The sequence below is a fragment of the Myxococcus virescens genome (genome assembly GCF_900101905.1).
Classification (GTDB): Bacteria; Myxococcota; Myxococcia; order Myxococcales; family Myxococcaceae; genus Myxococcus; species Myxococcus virescens.
In genome coordinates, this window is record NZ_FNAJ01000006.1 from 38,140 (window position 1) to 60,251 (window position 22,112).

Genomic DNA, 22,112 nt, shown 5'->3' on the forward strand with positions numbered 1-22,112 from the left:
CTCAGATGTCCAGGTTCTGCACGTCCAGGGCGTTGCGCTCGATGAACTCACGCCGCGGCTCCACCGCCTCGCCCATCAGCAGCGAGAAGATTTCGTCGCTCTCCACCGCGTCCTCCACCCGCACCTGGAGCAGCGTGCGCGTGGCCGGGTTCATCGTGGTGTCCCAGAGCTGCTCCGGGTTCATCTCCCCCAGCCCCTTGTAGCGCTGCAGGCCCAGGCCGCGCTGCGCGTCCTTGCGAACGGCGGCGAGCACCTCCTGCACGGAGAAGACGGTGATTTCCCCCGCGTCCACGCGGACCTTGTACGGCGCCTTGCCCAGCGCCACGAAGGCGTCGCGCAGCGACGACAGCTCCAGGTACTCCGGCGACGACAGGAAGGCGTGGTCGAGCACCGTCTCCCGCATGGCGCCATTCACGTCGGTGTGGAACACCAGCTTCTTGGTGTGGTGCTCGGGGTCCTGCACCAGTTCGTGGCGCACGCGGCCCAGCACGTCCGGCATGCGGCGCTCGAAGGTGTCGTAGGCGGCCTTCACCGCCGCCTCCAGGGCCGCCTCGTCCGTCAGCGTCTCCGCCGTCAGCCGCGCGCCCTGCACCAGCGCGTCCACCACGCGCGCGTCCCGGCGCTTGGCCTGCTTCTCCAGGCGCTCCTCGTACGTAATCACCTTCTCCAGCAGCGCCTTCAGCTCCGCGCCGCCCAGCTCGCCCTCGGGCGTCAGCACCCGCGCGTGCTCGGAGGCAATCTTGAGCAGGTACTCGTTCAGCGCGTGCTCGTCCTTGACGTACTGGTCCTTCTTGTTGCGCGTGACTTTGTAGAGCGGCGGCTGCGCGATGTAGAGGTAGCCCTTCTGCAAGAGCTCCGGCATCTGCCGGAAGAAGAAGGTGAGCAGCAGCGTGCGGATGTGGCTGCCGTCCACGTCGGCGTCCGTCATCAGGATGATGCGGTGGTAGCGCGCCTTCTCCGGGTCGTAGTCCTCCGCGCCGATGCCCGTGCCCAATGCCGTAATCAGCGTCACGATTTCGGCGCTGGTGAGCATCTTCTCGAAGCGGGCCTTCTCCACGTTGAGAATCTTGCCGCGCAGCGGAAGGATGGCCTGGTTGCGCCGGTCCCGGCCCTGCTTCGCGGAGCCACCTGCGGAGTCGCCCTCCACGATGTAGAGCTCGCTCTCGTTCGGGTCGCGGCTCTGACAGTCCGCCAGCTTTCCGGGGAGCCCGCCGCCGTCCAGCACGCCCTTGCGGCGCACCGTCTCACGCGCTTTGCGCGCGGCCAGACGCGCCCGGCAGGCGTCGCCAATCTTCGCCACGACCTTCTTGGCGACGACGGGCGTCTCTTCCAGGAAGGAGCCGAGCTGGTCGTTCACCATCTGCTCGACCAGGCCCTTCACCTCGCTGTTGCCCAGCTTCGTCTTCGTCTGCCCCTCGAACTGGGGGTTGGTCAGCTTGACGGAGATGACGGCGGACAGGCCCTCACGCGCGTCCTCGCCGGTGGGCGTCTCCTTGAGGTCCTTCCAGAGGCTGGCCTTCTCCGCGTAGCTGTTGAGCGTGCGCGTCAGCGCCGCCTTGAAGCCGGACAGGTGGCTGCCACCCTCGTGGGTGTTGATGTTGTTCGCGAAGGTGTAGATGCGCTCGTCGTAGCCGTCATTCCACTGCATCGCGATGTCGAGCGTGACGCCCTCGCGCTCCGTGCTGAAGGCGATGGGCTTGTCGTGGAGCGTCTGCTTCGACTTGTTGAGGTACTCCACGAACGAGGAGATGCCGCCGTCGAACTTGAAGTCGTGCTCCTTGTTCGTGCGCTCGTCGCGGACGACGATGTGCAGGCCGGCGTTGAGGAAGGCCAGCTCGCGCAGACGCTGGCTGAGCGTCTCGAAGTTGAACTCCACCAGCTCCATCACCGTGGCGTCCGGCTTGAAGGCGATGTGCGTGCCGCGCTTGTCGGTGGTGCCCACCTCGCGCGGCGGGGTGTCCGGGATGCCCTGCGCGTAGGACTGCTCGTAGACCACGCCGTTGCGCTGGACGCGGACCTTGAACCACTCCGAGAGGAAGTTGACGCAGGTGACGCCCACGCCGTGGAGGCCGCCGGAGACCTTGTACGCGCCGTTGCCGAACTTGCTGCCGGCGTGCAGCTCCGTGAGGACGACCTCCAGGGTGTCCTTGCCGGGGAACTTGGGGTGCGGGCCCACGGGGATGCCGCGCCCGTTGTCCTGCACGCTCAGGGAGCCATCCACGTGGATGACGACCTCGATGTCGGTGCAGTGCCCGGCCAGCGACTCGTCCACCGCGTTGTCGACGACCTCGTACACGAGCTTGTGGAGCCCGTAGGCCATCGTGTCGCCGATGTACATGCCGGGGCGCTTCCGGACCGCCTCGCGGCCCTCGAGCTTGGTAATGCTGTCCGTCCCATACTCCACGGGCGGCGGAGCAACCGCCGAGCCGGTAGCGGGGGTCTTTTCCATGTGAAGCTGTCCTTGGGAAAAGGAGCCTTGCAACAGGTCCGTGCGTACCACTTCAAGGCACGTCGAACAAGGTTAACGAGGACTCGCAAGGCTGCGTAAACATTCGTGAAATCCGCCTGGCCGCCTGCCTGGGAGGCCGCCCCGGGAAACGGGGTGTTCAGGCGTCGAAACGGGGCGGCGGGAGGCGGTCCTCCAGCGCCGAAATCAACTCGTCGAAAACAGCCTTGCGGGCGAAGAGATGCCGGGTGACGAGCACTCGGCCTTCCTCCTTGAGGAACAGGGCGAGCACGCTCCCCTTCCGGCCAATCCGGCGCACGTGGTCAATCTGCCCCCAGTGCAGATCCAGCTCCTTCTGGCTGAAGGGCCGGGCCACGCGCACGCCCCGCGCGTCCACCGTGACGCCCCAGCCCGTGCGGGGCCGCAGGCGGTGGAAGGACACCAGGAAGGTCAACATCAGCCCCGCGGAGACGCCGGCGCGGGCCATGGCCTGGACGCCACCTGCGTCGCGGGCATCCGCCAGGGCCCAGGCGGTGAGGACGGCCAGCACGCAGGCCCCCACGAAGAGGGCGATGCGGGTGGCGCGAGGGTCGAAGGCGTAGAAGCGCGGGCTGCTCATGGGTGCCCCTGCACCCTAATCCTCCCGGCGCGCCGGTGCGCGGTTTTGAGCGCTGCGTCTGTTCTCCGCCGGGCGAACCGTGCCCTACGCTCCAGAGTCCCATGACGAATGCCGAGCTGTCCGCGCGCCTGCTGTCGAACGTCATCGCCTTCAAGCACCTTCAGCGGGAGCGCGGCACGCTGCGGCACCTGGGCCTGCCAGGCGTGGACGCCTTCTGTCTGCCGGGGCACCCGGAACACGCGCGGGCCCAGCAGGCCTTCTTCCACGACCCGGGAGCGCTGCGCGACGCCCTGCCCACCCTGACGGACTTCTACCTGCGCCTGGACCTGCCCGGCTGGCGCGTGGTGCTGCTGCCCGGAGACACCGAGGGCCGGCGGGTGCTGGAGGACGCCGGCTTCGCCCCTGACGCGGTCCGGATGGATGCCATGGGCATGGTGCTGGGGGACGTGCCGGACGCCCCGCCGGACCTCCCCCTGGAGGTCTCCGAGACGCAGGATGACATGGTCGCCATCAACAAGCGCACGTGGGTCCAGCTCGGGAGCCAGCTCGACGCCTGGCTGCAGCCGCCTCGGCTGCCGGTGCACACGCTGGTCGCGAAGGAGGCGGGCGTTGCCCTGGCGTGTGGCATGGCCCAGGACGTAGGCGACACCGCGGGCATCTACATGGTGGCCACGGTGCCCGAGGCCCGGGGCCGGGGGCTGGCCGCGCAGGTGATGCGCGGGCTGCACCACCAGGCGCGGATCCGCGGGATGACGGCCGCGGTGCTCCAGGCCACGCCGGAGGCGAAGCCCTTGTATCAGCGCCTGGGCTACCGGGATCTGGGCGCGTGGGAGACCTGGGGCCGCACGAGCCCCTGAGTCAGCGCAGCGCCTCCAGCTCCTCCAGACTGGAGAGCACCTGGGCCGGCTGGCTGAGCCCCAACAACCGGTCCGCCAGCCCATGGGCCGCCAGCCGCGCCAGATGTGCCAGCCGCACCAACTGGGGGTTGCCCCGCTCGGCGTCCAGGATGGCCACCACGACGCGGAGCGGCTTGCCGTCGGGGGTATCGCCCGCGAGCGGCGTGGCCAGCGTCACCAGGGCCGCGGTGGGCACCGCGCCTGGCAGGAAGGAATGTGGCACCGCCACCCCGCCGCCCACCGCGCACGAGGACTCTTCCCGGTGCCGCTTCAGGCCCCCCACCACCCGCGCGACGTCCATGCCGGGCTGCGAGGAGGCCAGCCGCTCCGCCACCACGTCCAGCACGTCGTCCCAGCCCGCGCAGGACAGCTGCAACACCATGCGCTCTGGCGCCAGCAGCGGCGCCAGCGGCGGCACGGGCGCGTCGCGCCGCCCTTGGGCCACGGGGAACTCCGCGTCCAGGAAGTCGCGCACGCGCGCCAGTTGCAACCCGGACAGGCGCCGCTGGGCGATGTCCAGGAAGAGGGCCCCCGCGCCCGGCACCTCTTCCATGTAGGCGGCCACGGACGGGCTCATCCGGTTGGCCACGTCCATCAGCACCGAGGACGGGACTCGCAGCTCGCGGGCAATGGCCGACAGACGCTCGGGCGTGGGGGGCGCGTCCACGCCGTTCTCCACCCGGCTGAGGTACGCGCTGGACACGCCGATACGGCGCGCCAGGTCCCGCAGCGACAGGCCCGCATCCGTGCGCAACAGTCGGAGGGTGGCTCCCAGGTGCATCAGCTCCTCGCGGGCAGCACCCGGACCGCAGTGGCCCCGTCGTTGGCGGCTTCGGAGGTGGGCTCCGCCGCCGTGGCGGGAGACGCGTCAGACACCACCAGCAGCGAGCCCGGCGCGTCCCGGATGATGCGCTCGCGCTGCAGGCCGAAGACCTTGTCCTCCAGCCCCCACTGCGCGCCGATGCCGACAATCACCAGGTCATAGCCGTGGCGCGCCTCACCCAGGGCGGCCTCGTCCGGCGCGTCGCTGCGCACCTCCTTCAACGTCACGCCGCCCTCGTTCGCGGGGAACAGCGCCTCCACCTGCGCCCGGGCTCCGCCGTTGCCGCCGAGGTCCGGCGTCACATGCAGCACCGTCACCTCTGCGCCCGCCTGCTTCCTGAGCCGCTGGGCCAGGGCCAGGGCCGCACGGTCATGCCGGCTTCCAGCGAAGGGCACCAGCACGCGCTTGATGTCCGACAGGCCCCGGTCCACCAGCACCGCCACCGGGCCACTGGCCTCCTGCATCACCCCCCGCACCGTGCCGCCCAGCATCGTCTGGCTGAAGAGCGGCTTGTGCCACCCCAGCAGGACCAGGTCCGCGCGCCGGGCCTTCGCCGTGCGGCAGATGTCCTGGGCCGGCTCGGCGGAGACGAACGACAACGGCCGCACGGAGAGCCCCAGGCTTACGGCCCGCCACAAGAGCGGCATCAGCGCGCTGTCCTCCTCGGGGGCCCGCTGCTGCGCCGGGCGCAGGGACGCGCGCTCCGGGGACACCAAGTGCAGCGCGTGAAGCTGCGCGCCCTCCTCACGCCCCGTCAGCGAGCGCGCCAGGGTGGCCATGCCCGGCCCCGCCTGCCCGTGCGACACGCACATCAGCACGCTGTAGGGCGGAGGGCCCGGCTCCACCGGCAGCGGCACCACCACGCGCTCGCGGGCAATCTCCTCCAGCGGGTAGATCCACTTCAGCAGCGGCGTGGTGATGAACGTCGTCACCAGCGCCATCAGCACCATCATCGTGAACAGCTGGGGTGAGATGACGCCCAAATCCAGGCCGATGTTGAGGACGATGAGCTCCATCAACCCGCGCGTGTTCATCAGGATGCCGATGGCGCTCGCCTCGCGCCACCGCAGGCCCGTCATCCGCGCCGCCACCGCGCTGCCGCCGAACTTGCCCAGGCAGGCCAGCACGATGATGACGCCGCACGTCAGCCAGTCCTCCGCGGTGTTCAGCAGGCCAATCTGCGTGCGCAGGCCGCTGAAGGCGAAGAAGACGGGCAGCAGCAACACCACCGCCACGTCCTCCAACCGCTCCGCCAGCGTCTCCGCCAGCCGGCCTTCCTTCGGAATCACCGCGCCGAAGAGGAAGGCACCGAAGAGCGCGTGGATGCCGATGAGCTCCGTCACGCCCGCGGACGCCAGCAGCAGCACCAGCGTGCTCGCCACCACGTTCTGGGTGAGTCCCTCACGGCTGGCCACCCGCGCGCCCAGGCGCGCGAGGAAGGGCCGCACCACCATCAGCATGAAGGCGATGTAGCCCAGCGCCATCACCGTGGTGAGCGCCGCCTGCGCCAGGCTGGCCGCACGGACGATGGAGACGACGAAGGCCAGCAGGCACCACGCGGTGACGTCATCCACCGCCGCGCAGGCAATGGCCACCGTGCCCACCTTCGACTGGAGCAGGCCTCGCTCGGTGAGGATGCGCGCCAGCACCGGGAAGGCCGTGATGCTCATCGCCACGCCCATGAAGAGCACGAACGAGGAGAACGGCACCTCTGGCGACGACAGGCTCTTGTAGAGCCACAGCGCGCCCGCGCCCGCGCCCAGCGCGAAGGGGACGACGATGCTGGAGTGGCTGATGGCCACCGACGCATGCCCCCGGCCCTTGAGCAGCTGGGGGTCCAGCTCCAGGCCGATGAGGAACATGAACAGCACCAGGCCCACCTGGCTGAGCATCGTCAGCACCGGCATGGACGAGGCCGGGAACAGCCCGTTCATGATGTCCGGCGCCAGCCAGCCCAGCAACGAGGGCCCCAGGACGATACCGGCCACCACCTCCGCGATGACCAACGGCTGTCCCAACCACCGCGCGCCGCGGCCGATGAGCCGCGACAAGCCGATGATGACGATGAGCTGCAAGATCAGCAGCGCGAGCGCGTTGGTGTGCATCCGGCCCTCCACGTAAAGTGTTAAGCTGGCACTTACCAACCTGATTCCGAGGCGTCAACCGGGGGGAACGCGGAGCGTCAAACAGGACCCGCCTGCCTGCTTCACGCCGACAGATGGCGGCTGACGGCGTCCAGCAGTGTGTCCACGTCCACGGGTTTGCGCAGGTGGCCGCAAGCGCCAATCTCATCCGCGACCTGGCGAGCATTCGCTGAAGCGGAGAAGACGAGCACCGGGATGTCCCGCCAGGCGGACACCTGGCGCATGGCCCGCGCGAACCCGCCTCCGTCCATGACGGGCATCATCATGTCCAGCAGGACGAGCCCCGGCAGCTCCGTGGCCGCGCCCAGCACCTCCAGGGCCTGCTTGCCATTGCTGGCCCCCAGCACCGTGTAGCCCGCGTCACGAAGCACTTCCTCCAGGGCTTCGCGCAGGTCCGCGTCGTCATCCACCACCAGCAACGGCCGGCTCACTCACGCCTCTCCTTCTCCAACGGCAAATCCAGGGCGAAGCGCGCGCCCCTCCTTCGCGCGGCCCGGCCCAGGCCCGGCCCCCATGGGAGCGCGAGCTTACCGCCCGTCCGAAGCGTTCGAAGCCATGCTTCACCGGGTCCTCTGAATTTCCGTTCCCTCTGTCAGCCACCTGAACACGGCCCAGGTGGGCCACGCGCCAGGACAGCCACCTCCGCCGGCGCGGAGCGGATGGCCACCGGCAGCATCCGGGTGTGCGCGTCCGCGCGGATGCTGCGCGGCACTTCATGGCCGTCCGGCCGGGGCAGGTCGCCCTCCACCAGCACGCCGGGGCGCACCGCCACGCCTACTTCCAGGACAGCTCGTACTCGCTGTCGAGCAGCCCCACCTGGCGACCTTGGACCCGGACCTCACGCGCGCCCACCGCCTCCAGCACGCCGTGCAGCACGCCCTCGTGGTAGGCGGCGGGCATGAAGTCACGCCGCATGATGAACCGGGCGCTCGTCTCCCCCGTCCACAGCGGGTAGCGCTCGCCGTAGGTCACCGCGGCGAGGTAGGCCTCTCCCAGCGACTGCAACAGCAGCCGCGGCTTGCCGCTGGCCGTTCGCATCAACTCCCGTCCGAAGACGGACGCCACGAAGTCCACCGTGGCCTGCGTTCCCATGCGCCGCAGCACGCCCTCGAAGCCGTCCAACTGCGGGGCCAACAGCCGCGCCGCCGTGGATGACATCCGGAGGAACCGGGTGATGGGGTACATGTGGAGGAGGTTGATTTCCCAGATGCCAGCCACCCCCTTGCAGCGGGCCACGGCGCCTTCGCCTCCCAGGAAACCCACGACGTCCAGCGTGCCCTGGAAGAACATCCCACGCGCCATGTCGTCGTCGGAGGCCGCCAGACGCCGCAGCTCCAGCTCCCAGGCCGCGCCACCACCCGCGCTCGATTCGTAACCCGCGTACATGGTCATCTCCCCGAGGGGCCCTTCCAAGGCGCCCGGGGAACACACCGCCACCTCACTTCGCGGATGCTTCCGGGCTCACAAGATTCCCCCCACTTCCGGGAAGCCAACAGTCGCATATTTTTCCGGTACTGTCGAATCAAACCCGGTTCGCCCCGCGGGCCGAGAGGAGCATCCGCCAGCCAACGAACGGGGCGGATGCCCCAGGCCAGGCTCAGCCCGCGATGAGGGACGCCTGGGCGGCGGCCACGGCGGCGCCGGGCTCCGAGCGATGACCGGCGCCGATGAGCGCGCGCTCCAGGGCGCCCACCGTGGATAGGACGTCCGCGGGCCCCACGCGGTTCATGTGGCCCACGCGGAAGTAGCGCGTCTTGAGGTCCGGGTGGAGGCCGCCGGCGACGACGACGCCCTGCCCCTTCACCCCGCTCACCAGCGCCGCGTCCACGCCGTCCGGGTAGTACACGGCGCTCAGCGTGTTGGCGGCCACGGCGTCGGAGGTGGGCAACAGGCGCAGGCCCATGGCCTTCCACGCCGCGCGGAAGGCCCGCGCCATCCGCTGGTGCCGGGCGAAGCGCGCGTCCATGCCCTCGGCCAGAATCTGCCCCAGGCTCACGTCCAGCGCGGCCACCAGGTTCACTGGCGGGGTGGCGAAGTAGGCCGGCTTGCCCGCTTCGTACGCCTCCATGATGGGCAGCCACTCCGCGAAGTCCGCGTAGACGCTGGCCACCGGCGTCTTGCGCTTGCGCCAGGCCTCCATGGCCCGGGGCCCCACCGTGAGGAGCGCCAGCCCCGGCGGCACGCCCACCGCCTTCTGGCTGGCCGTGAGGTACACGTCCGCTTCCCACGCGTCCTGGCGGAAGGTCTCCGCCGCGGTGGCACACACGCCGTCCACCACCGACAGCACGCCGTGCTTGCGCGCGGCCCGCACCAGCGCCTCCGCGGGGACGAGCACGCCGGTGGAGGTGTCCACGTGGGTGATGGACAGCACCTTGAAGCCCCCCTTCGACAGGTGCGTCTCCACCGCGTCCAGGGAGGGCACGTCCCCCGGCGGGGCGCGCACGTGCGTCACCTGGGCGCCGTGGCGCTCCAGAATCTTCGCCATCCGGTCGCTGAAATAGCCGGTGTTCACCACCAGGGCCGCGTCCCCGGGCTCCACCAGGTTGGCCACCGCCAGCTCCATGGCCAGCGTCCCGGAGCCGGACACCACGAAGGGCTGTGCGGAGGGCGCCAGGCACACCTCCCGGAGCCGCTTCAGGGCCCGGCCGAAGACGGCGATGAAGGCGGGGTCCGTGTGGCTGAGGGTGGGAGCGCCCAGCGCCTGGAGCACCTCGGGCTCGAACTCCACCGGCCCCGGAATCATCAGCAAGTCTCTCACGGCGTCACCTCGCCTCTCGCACAGCCGGCGCGAGCAGAGGTGCCCGCGGCCCGGGCCGACTGTGGCGGTCCCCGGCCGCGCTGTCCACGCACATGTGCTCCGTCCGGGCGAGTGTCCGGTGCGCGCTGTTCGGAAATGTCGGGACATTTCGCGGCGCAAAACTCCCGACATTTCCGAACAGCAACCCTCCGGACCCGCTCCGCCTCAGAGGCGGACGAGCAGCTCGCGGAGGATGGCGAAGCCCTGCCGGAAGTCCTCCAGCCGGGCCTGCTCGTTGGGGGCGTGGTAGTACTGCATGTCCCCGAAGCCGGTAATCTGCACGTCGCAGCCCTGGCGTTGCAGGTCCCTCACGAGCGGCAGCGAGCCGGTGAGCGAGAAGGGCGTGGCCGCCACGCCGCGCACCACCTGCATGGCCTCCTTCAGCGCGCGCAAGCCCTCCGAGTCCAGCCGGCAGGCGATGCCCTCGGTGCCGCCGCCCTGGAAGCGGAACGCCAGCTCACCGCGCTTGCCACTGGCCGTGCGCGTGCGCGGGAAGTGCGCGGGGGCGTCGTCGCGCGCCAGCCGGGCGTCGAGCTCCGCCATGAAGTCCGTCACCGCCTTCTGCACCTCCGCCAGGTCGTAGAAGGGCGTGAGGCGGATGTCGCCGCGCAGGACGACGTCGGCGGGCACCTTCGTCTCCTTGGTGTTGGGCGCCTCCACCACGGTGGCCTTGAGGCTGGAGGACGACAGGAAGCCCCAGCGCTTCTCGTCCTCCGTGGGCGGGAAGCGCTCGTGGAAGAAGCGCGCCAGCTCCAACGACGCGGCCATGCCCAGCTCCAGCGCGTTGACGCAGTTCTGCGGCATGCCGGAGTGGCCGCCCACGCCCGTCACCTTCAGCTCCCACAGCGACACGCCCGCCGTGCCCAGCGTGGGGCCGAAGTTGGCGCTGTCCAGCCAGTACACCGGCTGGCCGTCGAGCGGCTTGAGCATGCCCTGCTCGGCCACGTAGTTGAGGCCCAGGCCCGGCAGCTCCGAGGACTCCTCGTTGGAGATGAGCACCACCTTCAGCGTGCGGCTGGGGCGCACCTTGCGCTCGGCCAGCTGGGCCAGCAGGTCCGTGAGCACGGCGACGTGCCCCAGGCAGTCGGTGACGCCGCGCCCGTAGAGCACGCCGCCGGGGCCCTCCCACAGCTCGAAGGGGCTGCGCTCCCAGCCCTCCGCCTTCTGGTCCGCGGGGACCACGTCGAAGTGCGCGCCGACAAAGCCGATGGCGCCTTCTCCCTCGCCCGGCACGGTGAGCACCAGACAGGGGCGCGACGCCTGGCCCGGGCCCGCCACGGACTCCGCCTGGATGAAGCCGCTCTCGATGTGCGGCGCCAGGGTGTCCAGCACCACCTGCGCGGCGAGCCGCTCCTCGGGCACCAGCCCCGCGCCAGGGTTGTTCTGCAGCTTCGGAGTCAGGGCGATGAGCCGCCGGAGCACATCGAGGAAACGGTCCTCACGCAGGGCAAGAGCTTTCATGAAACGGATTGGAGCCCAGGCGCGCGGTGGAAGTCACCGGAAACGAACAGGCGCCGCTGCCAATACGGCGGGCACTGGCGGGGCCATCGTGGAGCAGCGGACGAAGCGGCCCGTACAGCCCGGGTGACGCGGCGCTCCACCTGGGCTTCGACGCGCGCGGCGGCACGGACGTGGCGGGGCACCTGACGCGCGCGCTGGCGCGGCACGCACGCGGTGGATAGCGCTCAGCGGCGGCCGAGGAACTGCGGGTCGGACCAATCCCAGAGCCGCTCGGGGTGTTCATCCACGTCGAGCGGCAAGCTGTTCCACCGGTACACCGCGCGCGAGCTGGCACCGTGGACATGGAGGACCAGGCTCAGCACGGCCAGCACCGCGAAGGTGGCCGTCAGGCCGCGCCGGGCCTCGGGGCCTTTCCACTGGAGCGCGCGCACCACGGGGACGAGGAAGAAGACGAGATAGGGCACCATGTCCGTGAAGAAGCGCGGACCATACGAGTGCCCTGCCCACCAGTGCGGGAAGGTGGAGATGGCGGCCCAGTGCAGCGCGACCACCGCGACCAGCACGGCATGCAGCCGGGTGAAGGTCCGGGCGCGCAGGTCCATCCACAGGCCCCAGGCGCTCATGAGGAGCACAGGGGTGAACACGAGCAGCCCGCGCGCGGGGGACACGAGGTTGCCGGCCAGGGCCTCGGCCACGCGAGAGGCGGACAGCTCCAGGCGCTGCGGTTCGTAATAAGGCGCCAGCACGGAGCCGTAGTGGATGAGGTTCACCGTCACCCACGGGATGGCCACTGCGAGCGCGCCAGCGAAGAACTTCCAGGCGTGCCGAGGATAGGTCCACAGCACGTAGAGCGACAGCACCAGCACGGAGAGGCTGTTGGTGGGCCGCATGACGTAGGCGAGCGCCAGGGGAATGCCCGCCCAGGCCACGTGACGCGGAGCCTCGCGCGCGCGGACGAGGCCGAGGAGCACCAGGGTGAGGCACAGCAGCGAAGGGCCGTGCTGCCACAGGGCGCGGCTGGCGGTGGAGAGCAGCGGCGTGCAGAAGACGAAGACGGCGGCGAGCAGGAGCGCGCGCCGGCGGGACAGGTGCAGCGCGGTGCCCAGCATGAACATGACGACGCCAGCGAGCGCGGTCAGCGCGGAGGCGAAGAGGCGCTGCGGGCCGTTCCACGCATCCAGGTCCACGCCGCCGGTGGCGTCGTAGATGTGGCGCCAATGCGCCAGGGGCTTCGCCAGGGCCGGGTGCAGCTGGCCCACGGGCGTGGCGAGGCGCACGAAGCCATCCACCAGCAACACCATGGGCACGGCGACCAGGGAAGGGCCCAGGGGGAAGTAGTTGTAGAGATGGCCGTCACGCTCGTAGAGGCCGTGACGGTACGACTCGAAGGCGGGGGCGTATTCGTCCAGGTCGAGGTTCCCTTCACGCAACAGAGACAGCGTGGTGGGGAGCGTCAGCTTGGAGTCGAAGGGCGTGTAGACGGGGAACGCCGCCAGCGCCGCGAAGAAGCCCACGAAGAGCAGCACCCGCCCCGCCCAGATGCGAGAGGTGGGGCGCGCGGGCACGGAAGCCACAGGGGAGGAAACAGCGGATGAGCTCATCGCGACAGGGCCTCCTCGCGCGCTCCGGCAGCGGCGCGTTGGAGGGCCGCCGTCTTAGTGGCTCGGAAGCAGGAAAGCCAGGATCGCGCGAGACACGCATCTGCGCATCCATTTCGACTCAGCGACATCGCGTTCCGCGAGCTCTCCGTCCACCCAGGCTAGGGCTGGGCCCCAGGCGCCCCAGGCGCCGAGGGAGCCGTCTCCGCCGGAGCCGCGGCGGGCGCTTCGGAGCGTGGCTCCACGCCCTTCACCTTGCCCACCTGCTCCAAGTCCTGCCGGTTGTTCAGGGAGAAGCGCACCAGCGCGCGGAGGATGCGGTTGCGCTTCACGTTGCCAATCACCTCGCGCAGGTCCTCGTACACCGTCGGGTCGCTGATGAGCCCGCCCACGGTGCCGTCTCCCTTCGCCACGGTCGCCGTAATCTTCTTCAGGTCCGCCGCCGCGCTGCCCAGGTCCGCGAACATGCCGCTCGCGTCGCCGTACACCAGTTGGTGCACCGCCCCGTTGGGACTCTTCTTCGCATCCTCGATGAGCCCCGCCAGCTGCCCGGCCGCCGCCCCCAGCTCCGTCAGCGCCTTGGCGCCATCCTGGCCGTAGACGAGCGCGTGGGCCGTGCCGTCTCCCGTGCGCACCTCGCGCAGAATCCCTTCCAGTTCGCCCACCGCGCCATCCACCCGCGCCGCCGCGCTGGACGCGTTGGCCAGCAGCCCCCGCACCTCGCGCCCGGCCTGCTTGTCGTAGATGAGCGCGTGCAGCACGCCCTCGCCCTTCTCCACCTCTTCCAGCAGCGCCCGCAGCGCCGCCACGCCGCGCGTCACGTCGTTGGTCATCTCCGGGTTGGCGTACGTCTCCACCGCCGCCCGCAGCGACTTGCTGATGGCCACCGAGTTCTCCATCACCTGCGACGCCCCGCTGAGCAGCGAGGACAAGTCACCGCCCGTGGACGACTTGAGCACCCCACCCGCCTCCACCGGCGGTGACGTGGGGCTGCCCAGGGAGATGTCCACCGCCTTGTCGCCCAGCACGCCCATGCTGGACAACTGCGCCACCGAGTCCTGACGCACGCGGTCCGTGTAGCGCGATGACACATGGAACTGGACCTCCAGCCGCGGGTCATTCGGGTCGGGCGAGAAGACGATGCCCGTCACCCGCCCCACGTTGAGACCACCGAGCCAGACGGGCGACTCATCACTGAGGCCCTGCACGTTGGCGAAGTAGGCGCGATACATCGTCTTGCGCTCGAACAGGCGCGACTGCTGACCGATGACCATCACCACCACGCTGGCGACCGCCAGACCGACGGCGACGAACAGGCCCGTGCGCAGCGCCAGGCGGCGCTCGGTTCCAGCGGGAGAGAACAGGCTCATGGCGCGCCTCCGGGGAACAGTTCCACGCGGCGCGCGTCGAGGAAGGCACGCACCTCCGGGACGGTGGAGTGGAGCATCTCCCGCGGATTGCCCACCTGCACGATTCTCCGATTGGCCAGCATGGCGATGCGGTCTCCCACGGTGAACGCGCTCACCATGTCGTGGGTCACGACGATGGAAGTGCAACCGAGCCGAGTCTTCATCGAGTTGATCAACACGTTGATGGACTGCGTGGTGACGGGGTCCAGGCCCGTGGTGGGCTCATCCCAGAGGATGACCTCCGGCTCCGTGGCGATGGCCCGCGCCAACCCCACGCGCTTGCGCATGCCGCCCGACAAGTCGGAGGGCATCAGCCGCTCCGTGTTGGGCAGGTCCACCAGCGCCAGCTTCTCCGCCACGCGGGCACGGACCTCGTCCGCCGGCATGTCCGGGAAGTGCTCGCGCAACGGGTACGCCACGTTCTCCCCGACGTTCAGCGAGTCGAAGAGCGCCGCGCCCTGGAACACCATGGCCACGTGCCGGCGCACCGGCATGAACTGCTCCTCCGTGAAGCGCGTCAGGTCGTGCCCCTGGAAGAGGATGCGTCCGGTGTCTGGCGACAGCAGTCCGATGAGGCACTTGAGCAGCACGCTCTTGCCCGTGCCCGAGCCGCCCATCACCACCAGCGTCTCACCGGCGCGCACGTCCAGGTCCATGTCGTCATAGACGCGCTTGGCGCCGAACGCCTTCGTCAGGTGCTCGAAATAGATGAGCTGCTCACCCGGCCGGGGCGGCTGGAACGCGAACTCGGAAGGGGTCTGGGACGAGGAGCGCATGGCACGTCACAGGCTCAGCGTGAGCTGGGTGATGAAGAAGTCCGCCAGACACACGGAGACGGACGTGGTCGCCACCGTCTGGGTGGTGGCGCGGCCCACGCCCTCCGTGCCGCCCTCCACGGTGAGCCCGCGGAAGCAACCCACCAGGCCGATGATGAGTCCGAACACCGCGCCCTTGAACACGCCCGAGGCGAAGTCCGGCATCAGCACCGCGTCCAGCGCGCCCTGGAAGAAGAGGTTGAGCGTAATCGCGTACTGGAAGTTCACCACCAGCGCGCCCGCCACCAGGCCCACGACGTCCGCGAACACGGTGAGCACCGGCAGCACAATCAGGCACGCCAGCACGCGGGGCACCACCAGCTTGCGCAGCGGGTCCGCGCCCAGCGCGCGGATGGCGTCCACCTGCTCCGTCACCGTCATGGCGCCCAGCTCCGCGGCGATGCCGCTGCCGATGCGCGCGCCCACGGTGAGCGCGGTGAGCACCGGCGCCAGCTCGCGGAACAGCGTGAGGATGACCACGCGGCCCACGGTGTACTGCACGCCGAAGCGCGACAGGAAGTAGCCGAACTGCAACGAGATGACGAGCCCCGCGAACATCGCGGTGAGCAGGGCGATGGGCAGCGAGCGCACGCCCAGCGACTCGGTGTGGTACACGAGCCCGCGCCAGTCATAGGGCGGACGCACCGCGCGGCTGAACACCTGCCCCGTCATCCGCGACAGGGCGCCCAGTGACTCCAGGCGCTCCTTCGCCCGGTCCATGAGGCTCGGGGGCCCGGACGCCGCCGCCGCGTCCACCTCGGGCTGCCGGGTCGTCATCCCTTGCGCTCCGATTCGAAGCCGGCGAGCAGCGCGTCGAAGTCCGCCATGCGCCCGTCCGCGAGCCCCGGCGGCGACACGTAGGTGAAGTCGAACACGCAGTTGTCCTTCTTCAGCACCACCAGCTCCAGTTGCACGGGCACGCCGTCCAACTTCGCCAGGTGGCGGCTGCGCAGGGCCTCGCGCCCATCCATGGGGATGCGCCGTTCAGCGATTTCCTGTCGGTCCGTGAAGCCCGCCAGCAGGTGCCGGGTGAGCACCTGGAGCGACGGGTCATCATGCCCCTGGCACGTGGCGTTGACGGAGAGCGCGCGACCGGTGCCCTCCTCGGCGAACGCGAGGTCGTTGTCCTCCAGCCGCACCTGCTCCCAATACGCGGGGAGCTTGCCAATGCGGTAGCGCACGGCGGGCTTGGTGAGGACGGAATCCTCGAACGTCGTCCTGTGGCAGCCCGCCAGGGGCATGACCACCAGCAGGCACAGCAACGTCATCCGCGGCATGGCACCGTTCTTCGTGGCTCTCTTCCGGCCCTGCGACCAAGTCATGCGTCACAAGTCGCGCACCTGCAAGGAATTCCATGTCGTGCGGTGGGGGCCAAACGTCCACTGTCACACCTCTGAATCCATCCTGGCACGTCACATTCCCGCCACCCGAGGTGCGCCGGCCGTCCGCCATGGCACCAACCAGTCTGTGCGAGCGTCCCTCCGCGGGCAGTCCCCGGCCACGCCGCGCGGCCCCAGCTTTGTCCCGACGCACGCAAGCCGTCCGGCTCGGACAGCAGTGCCCCACGCTCGACACACGGACAAGGAGGACCCTCATGGACGGCGGACTCGCGATATTCGGCCTCGGCCTCTTCCTGCTGGGAATCGCCAACCTGTACACACGGCACAGCTACTGGCTGGCTGTCTCCGTGCTGCTCCTGTCGGTGGTGTCCATGGGGATGGCCTTCAGCGAGTCGAAGCGGCTGCGCGACGTGTCGCTGGGTATCGGCGTCGTGCTGCTGCTGCTCACCATCGTCGCGCTCGCCGTGGGCACGTCGTGGTGGCTGCCACTGGCCACCTTCCTCTTCGCCGTGGCGTACGGCGTGCTCTGGGCGGAGTACCGCTTCCCCTTCTTCAAGCACGTGGCGCCGGGCGACGTGCCGCACCACACGGAGCGGCGCTTCCACGTCCACTGGCCCTGGCACCGTCGGCGCGTGACGCCGTGACTTCAGCTGGCGGGGGGCGGCTCGGCGTCCGCGCGCACCGCCACCTGCCCGCCGTGCACGTCGAGCCAGAGCGTGTCGTCCGCCGCCGCGCCCCGCACCAGCGAGCCGTCCGTGGTGGTGAGCACCACCTGCGCGCCGCTCTGGGCCAGGTAGCCCATGAGGTAGGCGTTGCGCTCGGGGTCCAGCTCGCTCGACACGTCGTCCAGCAGCAGCAGCGGCAGGAAGCCCATCGCGGCCTCCAGGTTCTCGATTTCGGCGATCTTCCAGCCGAGCACCAGCGCCCGCTGCTGTCCCTGGCTCGCGTAGGCCCGCGCGCTGCGGCCTCCCAGCGTCACCGAGACGTCGTCCGAGTGCGGCCCCACCGAGGTGAAGCCCCGCTCCATGTCCCGCCGCAGGCGCGCGGAGAGGCTCTCCCGCAGCATGGCCGCCAGCGCCGCTTCGTCCGCGGCGGCGAAGTCGCCCTCCAGATGCGCGGGGCGGTAGTTGTACACGGCCGGGTCCACCGTGCGGCCAATGGAGGCGAAGGTCGCCTGCGCCCTGGGCGCCAGCTCCGCCATCAGCGCGCGCCGCCGCGAATAGATGCGCGCGCCCGCCTTCGCCAGCGTCTCGTCGTAGGCCTCCAGATACACCGCGTCCACGGTGTGCCCTTCGCGCAGCAGGCGGTTGCGGTTCTTCAAGGCCCGCGCGTACTCGCGGCTCTCGCGCAGGAAGGCGGGGAAGCGGTTGAACACCGCCCGGTCCAGGAAGCCGCGCCGTGAGTCCGGACCGCCCTTCACCACCTCCAGGTCATCCGGCGTGAAGGCCATTACGGACACGCCGCCGAAGTAGTCCTCCAGGCTGGAGGCCTTCTTCCCGTCCACGAAGGCCTGCCGCGTGCCGCCGCCCACCTCCACGGCGATTTCACGCTCGGCGCCCTTGAGCAGGAAGCGCCCCGTCACCCGCGCGCCCTGCGAGCCCCAGCGCACCAGCTCCGACAGGCGCCCCGCGCGCAGCGGCTTGAGCGTGGCCAGGAAGTAGAGGGCCTCCAGCAGGTTCGTCTTGCCCTGCCCGTTCTGCCCCACCGCGATGGTGGCGTGGGCACTGGGCGTGAGCTGGACCTGGGGGAGGTTCCGGAAGTCGTGGACGTGAAGCGCGAGGAGGCGCACGGCCCCCTCCGTATAACCTCTCCGCCTTCCGGCGGGGGACCTATCTCGCGGGCTGGAGCGGCAGCTCCACCACGAAGGTGGCGCCCTCGCCGGGCTGGCTGTCCACCTGGATGGTGCCGCCCAGGGCCTCCACCAGCGTGCGCGTCACGTAGAGCCCCAGGCCCATGCCGCCGTAGTTCCGCTCGGACACGGCGCGCTCGAACTTCTGGAAGATGCGCGCGTGGGCTTCCGAGTCGATGCCAATGCCCCGGTCCTTCACCCACAGCCGGGCGCCCATGCCCCCTGGCGCCACGTCGATGTGCACGGGTGCGCCCGCACCGTACTTGAGCGCGTTGGACAGCAGGTTGGAGACCACCTGCTCCAGCCGCAGCCGGTCCCACACCCCTTCGAGCCCTTCCGCCCGCGTGACGTGCAGCTCGCAGCCGGCGCGCGCGGCCTCCAGCTCGAAACGCGCGGCCACCTCACGCACGAGCGAGGGCAGGTCCACCGGCTCGAACTGGAGCTTCAACCGGCCGGTGCTGATGCGCGACACGTCGAGCAGCCCGTCCACGAGCTCGGCCAGACGCGTCACCTGCCGGCGCATGGCCTCCACCTCGCGCCCGTGACGCTGGGCCAACGCGGACTCCGGGTCCGCGTGGATGGCGCGCACGAAGGACTGGAGCCGCAGCCCCAGTGACGTCAGCGGCGTCTTGAGCTCGTGGCTGGCCACGGACAGGAACTCGTCACGGGCACGCACGGCCTCCTGGAGGTGCTGCTCCACCGTCTTCAGGCGGGTGATGTCCAGGAAGGGAATCACCACCACGGACGGGTGGCCATGCATGGCGGGCAGCGTCTCCGACGAGATGCTGAGGGCGTACTGGCCCGCGGGCGTGTGCCAGTGGACCTCCAGCCCGTCCAGCCGCTCGCCCCGGGCCGCGCGGTTGGAGGGGATTTCATCCACGCTCAGCCGGCGGCCCTCCAGGTCCGTGACGTGGAAGTGGTCGCCAAACGCGGTGGCGGGCACGTCCTTGGGGATGTGCAGGCCGTAGAGCCGGTCCGCCGCGGCGTTGGAGAAGGTGAGGTCGCCACTGGCCGGGTCCGCCATCACCACCGGCATGGGCATCAGGTCGAGCACGGCCTCCAGCCACTTCTGCTGGCTCTCCACGGCCTGGCGCGCGAACACCTGTTCGGTGACGTCGAAGGCCAACGTCACCAGGCCGTCCACGAGGCCGCGCTCGTCGCGCAGGGGCTCGAAGATGATGTTCCAGAACCGGGTCTCGACGCGGCCGGCGCCCTCGTAGTCGATGGTGACGGGGTACTCCCGCGCGGTGGCGCGCTCGCCCGTCTCCAGCACGCCCCGGTGGAGGCTCAGCAGCTCCGGGGACAAATCCGGAATGGCCTCCTCCTGGGTGCGCCCGTTCAGCTCGCGTCCGCCCATGAGCTTCTGGAGCAGCGGGTTGGCGAACTCGTAGCGCAGCTCGTAGCCACGCAGCACGCTGATGGCCACCGGCGCCTGCGTGAAGACCTGGAGCAGGTTGCGCCGCTCCACCTGCGCCGCCTCACGGGCAGCCAGCTCCGCCGTCATGTCCTTGTAGGCCACGGCGAGGTGCGTGACGCCGCCGCTGGAGGAGACCAGGGGGAAGCCGGTGCAGGAGATGGCGATGCGCCGCGCCTCGGCGGGCGCGCGGACGTGCGCCAACTCCTTCACGTCGTACCAGAACACCGGCGTCTGGACGCGCTCGCCCGACACGACCCGCTGGAGCAACTTCGCGTAGCCCAGCTGCGCGAGCAGCTCGTCCTTGAAGAGGCTGTACTCGGGTGGCGGCGCCGCGCCGAACATCGCCAGGAAGGCGGGGTTGGTGAGCAGGCAGTGGCCGTCCGAGGTGAAGACGGCGTAGGGCACCGGCGAATGGGTGAACAGCCCTTCGAGCAGCGCGAGCGAATCCGGCACCTCGGAGAGCTGTTCGCGCAAGGAGCGGGGCTCCGTCACCACGGGCCTGCTGCGCGTGTCCTGACTCCAGTGCTGGCCCGTTCGCGTCGCCACGGGGCCAGGGCCTAGCAGAGCCACCCCGGGCTGCCCAGTCCACCGTTGACCAGCCGCCTGCCCACCGCGGTCCCCTGGCACGCACATGGTGCTGGTGCACCGGCGAGCCCATGCCAGGATGCGCGCCCCATGGCGGACCACCTCAAGACCTTCTTCGACGCGCGGCTCGTCGAGCGCCTCGGCGCGTCACTCCACGCCGCGGCGCCTACCTTCCCTCGCGCTGCGTTCATCCGAGAGGCCGCGAAGGGCCTGGATGGCCATGAGTTGATGGACCGGGCGCGTCATATCGCTGGCGCGATGCACCGTGCGCTGCCCCAAGACTATCCGGAGGCGGTGGAGGTGCTGCTGCGCTCGCTCGGCCCCCGGACGGAGGCCACGGAGGGAGGGGCCATGGCGACCTTCTACTATCTGCCGCACACGATTTTCGTGGCGGAGCATGGCCTGGAGCACTTCGAGCCGTCCATGCGCGCCCAGCATGCGCTCACCCAGCGCTTCACCGCGGAGTACTCCATCCGGCCCTACCTGGAGCGGCACACCACGAGAACGCTGGCCCGCCTGCGCGAGTGGACAGAGGACCCGAGCGAGCATGTCCGGCGGCTCGTGTCAGAGGGCACGCGCACGCGCCTGCCGTGGGCCTCACGGCTGCGCGAGTTCCAGAAGGACCCCACACCCGTGCTCGCGCTGCTGGAGCGACTGAAGGACGACCCGGCGCTGTACGTGCGCCGCTCGGTGGCCAACAACCTGAACGACATCGGCAAGGACCACCCCGCGCTGCTGGTGCAGGTGGCGACGGCGTGGATGAAGGACGCCACGCCGGAGCGGGAGTGGCTGGTGCGCCATGCGCTGCGCTCGTCCATCAAGCGCGGAGAGCCCGCGGCGCTGGCGGTGGTGGGCGCTCGGCCGCCGTCAGGCATCGAGGCCCGCGTGACGCAGCTGCCCCGCCGCGCGGCCCTGGGCGACACGGTGGAGGTCCACTTCGAGGTGACCAACCGCTCGAAGCAGCAGCAGACGCTGGTGGTGGACCTCGCGGTGCATTTCCAGAAGGCGAACGGCGAGGCGCGGCCCAAGGTGTTCAAGGTGCGCGAGCTGCTGCTTGGCCCCGGACAAGCGGAGACGGTGAGCAAGCGCGTCTCCTTCGCGCAGCTCTCCACACGCAAGCACTACGCCGGGCCACACCGCTTCGAGGCCCTGGTGAACGGACAGGGATTGCCGCTGGGTGTCGTCGAGGTCAGCGGGTAGGAAGTTCCCGGCAAGCGATCCCCTCCAGCCCGAGGCGCCTCACCGCATCCACGAACCGGTCGGTCCCGATAATCATCGTCGCGAAGTTCACGAGCCGGAACGCGTCCACGTCCGCCGGGAGCGAAGCTGCAGCGAGGATGGGGGCATCGGGCCGAGCAAAGGCATTCCGCCCGCAGGTTGGACACGGCGGCGATGCGTCGGATGGGATGCAATCCGGATGCAGCAGACCGCGTGGCTCCAGTTGGAGGTCCAGTAACTCCGGTGACTCCTTCTTGCGGAATCGCAGTTCCGTTTGTCCGCCCAGCAGACCGCGTACGCCTTCAGCTTGCAGGCGCTCCAGCGCATCGCGGCGTACGAGCAATAGCGAAGTCCCCTGCCATGTGAATGGACCGAATTCGCCGGACGCAGTGCCAACCAATGGCCCGAAGGCCGCGCCAGGGGGCAGCTCCGCATCCGGAGGAGCCAAGGGGCGTACCAGTTCCCGAAGACGGGAGAACTCCGTGAACGGCTCCGGCCGGGCCTTCTCGAACGCGGCACGCTCCGGCAGCTGCGACAGGTCCACGAGGGGATAGTGGTTCCCCCAGGAACTCCAGGTCGTGCCACAGGCAGAGCACTTCACGCCGGGCAGACTCCACTTGTGCGCGGCGTTGAAGCTTCCACTGAAGGCGGCCGTTGCCGCTTCGTCTTCGCGCAGCCAGAAGAATCGGGTCATG

21 protein-coding genes are annotated in these 22,112 nt (G+C 70.0%); 4 read left to right on the plus strand and 17 right to left on the minus strand.

What is annotated here, in order from left to right:
• Nucleotide 1: 1 nt before the first annotated feature.
• Together gyrB and BLU09_RS18760 are read right to left on the minus strand one after the other, a co-directional pair.
• Nucleotides 2–2,449, minus strand: coding sequence for a DNA topoisomerase (ATP-hydrolyzing) subunit B (gene gyrB, locus BLU09_RS18755; protein ID WP_090490919.1), 2,448 nt, complete (start codon nt 2,447–2,449; stop codon nt 2–4).
• 157 nt (nt 2,450–2,606) lie between these two features.
• Nucleotides 2,607–3,065, minus strand: a complete 459-nt coding sequence (locus BLU09_RS18760; RefSeq protein ID WP_090490920.1) for a hypothetical protein — start codon at nt 3,063–3,065, stop codon at nt 2,607–2,609.
• A gap of 101 nt (nt 3,066–3,166) precedes the next feature.
• Between BLU09_RS18760 and BLU09_RS18765 the strand changes: the two genes are divergently transcribed.
• Nucleotides 3,167–3,922: a GNAT family N-acetyltransferase gene (locus BLU09_RS18765; protein WP_244171831.1), complete on the plus strand. Its 756-nt coding sequence runs from the start codon at nt 3,167–3,169 to the stop codon at nt 3,920–3,922.
• A gap of 1 nt (nt 3,923) precedes the next feature.
• Here the strand turns inward: BLU09_RS18765 and BLU09_RS18770 are convergent, their stop codons facing one another.
• The 7 genes from BLU09_RS18770 to BLU09_RS18800 all read right to left on the minus strand — a co-directional run bounded on the left by BLU09_RS18770 (nt 3,924) and on the right by BLU09_RS18800 (nt 11,186).
• Complete coding sequence (locus BLU09_RS18770) at nt 3,924–4,742, minus strand: helix-turn-helix domain-containing protein (protein ID WP_090490922.1); 819 nt, start codon at nt 4,740–4,742, stop codon at nt 3,924–3,926.
• The gene (locus BLU09_RS18775; RefSeq protein WP_090490923.1) at nt 4,742–6,889 is read right to left on the minus strand and encodes a cation:proton antiporter domain-containing protein; all 2,148 of its coding nucleotides are present in this window, start codon (nt 6,887–6,889) and stop codon (nt 4,742–4,744) included. Before BLU09_RS18775 ends, BLU09_RS18770 begins: the two co-directional genes overlap by 1 nt.
• 101 nt (nt 6,890–6,990) lie before the next feature.
• Nucleotides 6,991–7,359: a response regulator gene (locus BLU09_RS18780; RefSeq protein ID WP_090490924.1), complete on the minus strand. Its 369-nt coding sequence runs from the start codon at nt 7,357–7,359 to the stop codon at nt 6,991–6,993.
• A gap of 161 nt (nt 7,360–7,520) precedes the next feature.
• A complete protein-coding gene (locus BLU09_RS39410) occupies nt 7,521–7,700 on the minus strand; it encodes a response regulator (protein WP_244171832.1) in 180 nt (59 codons plus the stop codon).
• A 2-nt stretch (nt 7,701–7,702) separates the two neighbouring features.
• Nucleotides 7,703–8,314, minus strand: a complete 612-nt coding sequence (locus BLU09_RS18790; protein ID WP_186817949.1) for a DUF2378 family protein — start codon at nt 8,312–8,314, stop codon at nt 7,703–7,705.
• A 211-nt stretch (nt 8,315–8,525) separates the two neighbouring features.
• The gene (locus tag BLU09_RS18795) at nt 8,526–9,686 is read right to left on the minus strand and encodes a pyridoxal-phosphate-dependent aminotransferase family protein (protein ID WP_090490926.1); all 1,161 of its coding nucleotides are present in this window, start codon (nt 9,684–9,686) and stop codon (nt 8,526–8,528) included.
• A gap of 204 nt (nt 9,687–9,890) precedes the next feature.
• Entirely contained in the window at nt 9,891–11,186 is a 1,296-nt protein-coding gene (locus BLU09_RS18800; RefSeq protein WP_090490927.1) for a M20/M25/M40 family metallo-hydrolase, read from the minus strand.
• Between the two features lie 26 nt (nt 11,187–11,212).
• Here BLU09_RS18800 and BLU09_RS18805 point away from each other — a divergent pair, with 26 nt between their 5' ends.
• Nucleotides 11,213–11,407 (plus strand): hypothetical protein, encoded by a 195-nt coding sequence (locus BLU09_RS18805; RefSeq protein WP_143043145.1) that lies wholly within the window; start codon nt 11,213–11,215, stop codon nt 11,405–11,407.
• Between the two features lie 3 nt (nt 11,408–11,410).
• On the opposite strand, the gene BLU09_RS18810 is transcribed toward BLU09_RS18805, so the two are convergent.
• The 5 genes from BLU09_RS18810 to BLU09_RS18830 form a co-directional block, all read right to left on the minus strand.
• Nucleotides 11,411–12,787: a hypothetical protein gene (locus BLU09_RS18810; protein ID WP_090490929.1), complete on the minus strand. Its 1,377-nt coding sequence runs from the start codon at nt 12,785–12,787 to the stop codon at nt 11,411–11,413.
• Between the two features lie 158 nt (nt 12,788–12,945).
• Nucleotides 12,946–14,154 carry an MlaD family protein gene (locus tag BLU09_RS18815; RefSeq protein ID WP_090490930.1) on the minus strand — a complete coding sequence of 403 codons (1,209 nt, stop codon included), beginning with the start codon at nt 14,152–14,154 and terminating at the stop codon, nt 12,946–12,948.
• On the minus strand, nt 14,151–14,969 hold the full coding sequence (locus BLU09_RS18820; protein ID WP_090490931.1) for an ABC transporter ATP-binding protein: 819 nt from the start codon (nt 14,967–14,969) through the stop codon (nt 14,151–14,153). Before BLU09_RS18820 ends, BLU09_RS18815 begins: the two co-directional genes overlap by 4 nt.
• A 6-nt stretch (nt 14,970–14,975) precedes the next feature.
• Nucleotides 14,976–15,785 carry an MlaE family ABC transporter permease gene (locus BLU09_RS18825; protein WP_090490932.1) on the minus strand — a complete coding sequence of 270 codons (810 nt, stop codon included), beginning with the start codon at nt 15,783–15,785 and terminating at the stop codon, nt 14,976–14,978.
• Nucleotides 15,782–16,285: a hypothetical protein gene (locus BLU09_RS18830; protein WP_186817948.1), complete on the minus strand. Its 504-nt coding sequence runs from the start codon at nt 16,283–16,285 to the stop codon at nt 15,782–15,784. Before BLU09_RS18830 ends, BLU09_RS18825 begins: the two co-directional genes overlap by 4 nt.
• Before the next feature lie 317 nt (nt 16,286–16,602).
• On the opposite strand from BLU09_RS18830, the gene BLU09_RS18835 reads away from it, so the two are divergent.
• The gene (locus tag BLU09_RS18835) at nt 16,603–16,992 is read left to right on the plus strand and encodes a hypothetical protein (protein ID WP_090490934.1); all 390 of its coding nucleotides are present in this window, start codon (nt 16,603–16,605) and stop codon (nt 16,990–16,992) included.
• A gap of 2 nt (nt 16,993–16,994) precedes the next feature.
• Here the strand turns inward: BLU09_RS18835 and recF are convergent, their stop codons facing one another.
• Together recF and BLU09_RS18845 are read right to left on the minus strand one after the other, a co-directional pair.
• Entirely contained in the window at nt 16,995–18,137 is a 1,143-nt protein-coding gene (gene recF, locus BLU09_RS18840) for a DNA replication/repair protein RecF (RefSeq protein ID WP_090490935.1), read from the minus strand.
• A 40-nt stretch (nt 18,138–18,177) separates the two neighbouring features.
• The gene (locus tag BLU09_RS18845) at nt 18,178–20,247 is read right to left on the minus strand and encodes a sensor histidine kinase (RefSeq protein ID WP_090490936.1); all 2,070 of its coding nucleotides are present in this window, start codon (nt 20,245–20,247) and stop codon (nt 18,178–18,180) included.
• Nucleotides 20,248–20,289: 42 nt separating this feature from the next.
• Between BLU09_RS18845 and BLU09_RS18850 the strand changes: the two genes are divergently transcribed.
• Nucleotides 20,290–21,399: a DNA alkylation repair protein gene (locus BLU09_RS18850; protein ID WP_090490937.1), complete on the plus strand. Its 1,110-nt coding sequence runs from the start codon at nt 20,290–20,292 to the stop codon at nt 21,397–21,399.
• Here the strand turns inward: BLU09_RS18850 and sitI6 are convergent.
• The gene (gene sitI6, locus BLU09_RS18855) at nt 21,389–22,111 is read right to left on the minus strand and encodes a SitI6 family double-CXXCG motif immunity protein (protein WP_090490938.1); all 723 of its coding nucleotides are present in this window, start codon (nt 22,109–22,111) and stop codon (nt 21,389–21,391) included. The genes BLU09_RS18850 and sitI6 overlap by 11 nt on opposite strands.
• Nucleotide 22,112: the final 1 nt, after the last annotated feature.

Coding starts and splice junctions, on each gene's coding strand:
- BLU09_RS18845 (WP_090490936.1), bottom strand. CDS start 20,247: ATGTGCGTGCCAGGGGACCGCGGTGGGCAGGCGGCTGGTCAACGGTGG.
- BLU09_RS18770 (WP_090490922.1), bottom strand. CDS start 4,742: ATGCACCTGGGAGCCACCCTCCGACTGTTGCGCACGGATGCGGGCCTG.
- BLU09_RS18790 (WP_186817949.1), bottom strand. CDS start 8,314: ATGTACGCGGGTTACGAATCGAGCGCGGGTGGTGGCGCGGCCTGGGAG.
- BLU09_RS18830 (WP_186817948.1), bottom strand. CDS start 16,285: ATGCCGCGGATGACGTTGCTGTGCCTGCTGGTGGTCATGCCCCTGGCG.
- BLU09_RS18800 (WP_090490927.1), bottom strand. CDS start 11,186: ATGAAAGCTCTTGCCCTGCGTGAGGACCGTTTCCTCGATGTGCTCCGG.
- BLU09_RS18850 (WP_090490937.1), top strand. CDS start 20,290: ATGGCGGACCACCTCAAGACCTTCTTCGACGCGCGGCTCGTCGAGCGC.
- BLU09_RS18825 (WP_090490932.1), bottom strand. CDS start 15,785: ATGACGACCCGGCAGCCCGAGGTGGACGCGGCGGCGGCGTCCGGGCCC.
- BLU09_RS18810 (WP_090490929.1), bottom strand. CDS start 12,787: ATGAGCTCATCCGCTGTTTCCTCCCCTGTGGCTTCCGTGCCCGCGCGC.
- gyrB (WP_090490919.1), bottom strand. CDS start 2,449: ATGGAAAAGACCCCCGCTACCGGCTCGGCGGTTGCTCCGCCGCCCGTG.
- BLU09_RS18760 (WP_090490920.1), bottom strand. CDS start 3,065: ATGAGCAGCCCGCGCTTCTACGCCTTCGACCCTCGCGCCACCCGCATC.
- BLU09_RS18820 (WP_090490931.1), bottom strand. CDS start 14,969: ATGCGCTCCTCGTCCCAGACCCCTTCCGAGTTCGCGTTCCAGCCGCCC.
- sitI6 (WP_090490938.1), bottom strand. CDS start 22,111: ATGACCCGATTCTTCTGGCTGCGCGAAGACGAAGCGGCAACGGCCGCC.
- BLU09_RS18765 (WP_244171831.1), top strand. CDS start 3,167: ATGACGAATGCCGAGCTGTCCGCGCGCCTGCTGTCGAACGTCATCGCC.
- BLU09_RS18815 (WP_090490930.1), bottom strand. CDS start 14,154: ATGAGCCTGTTCTCTCCCGCTGGAACCGAGCGCCGCCTGGCGCTGCGC.
- BLU09_RS18775 (WP_090490923.1), bottom strand. CDS start 6,889: ATGCACACCAACGCGCTCGCGCTGCTGATCTTGCAGCTCATCGTCATC.
- BLU09_RS18835 (WP_090490934.1), top strand. CDS start 16,603: ATGGACGGCGGACTCGCGATATTCGGCCTCGGCCTCTTCCTGCTGGGA.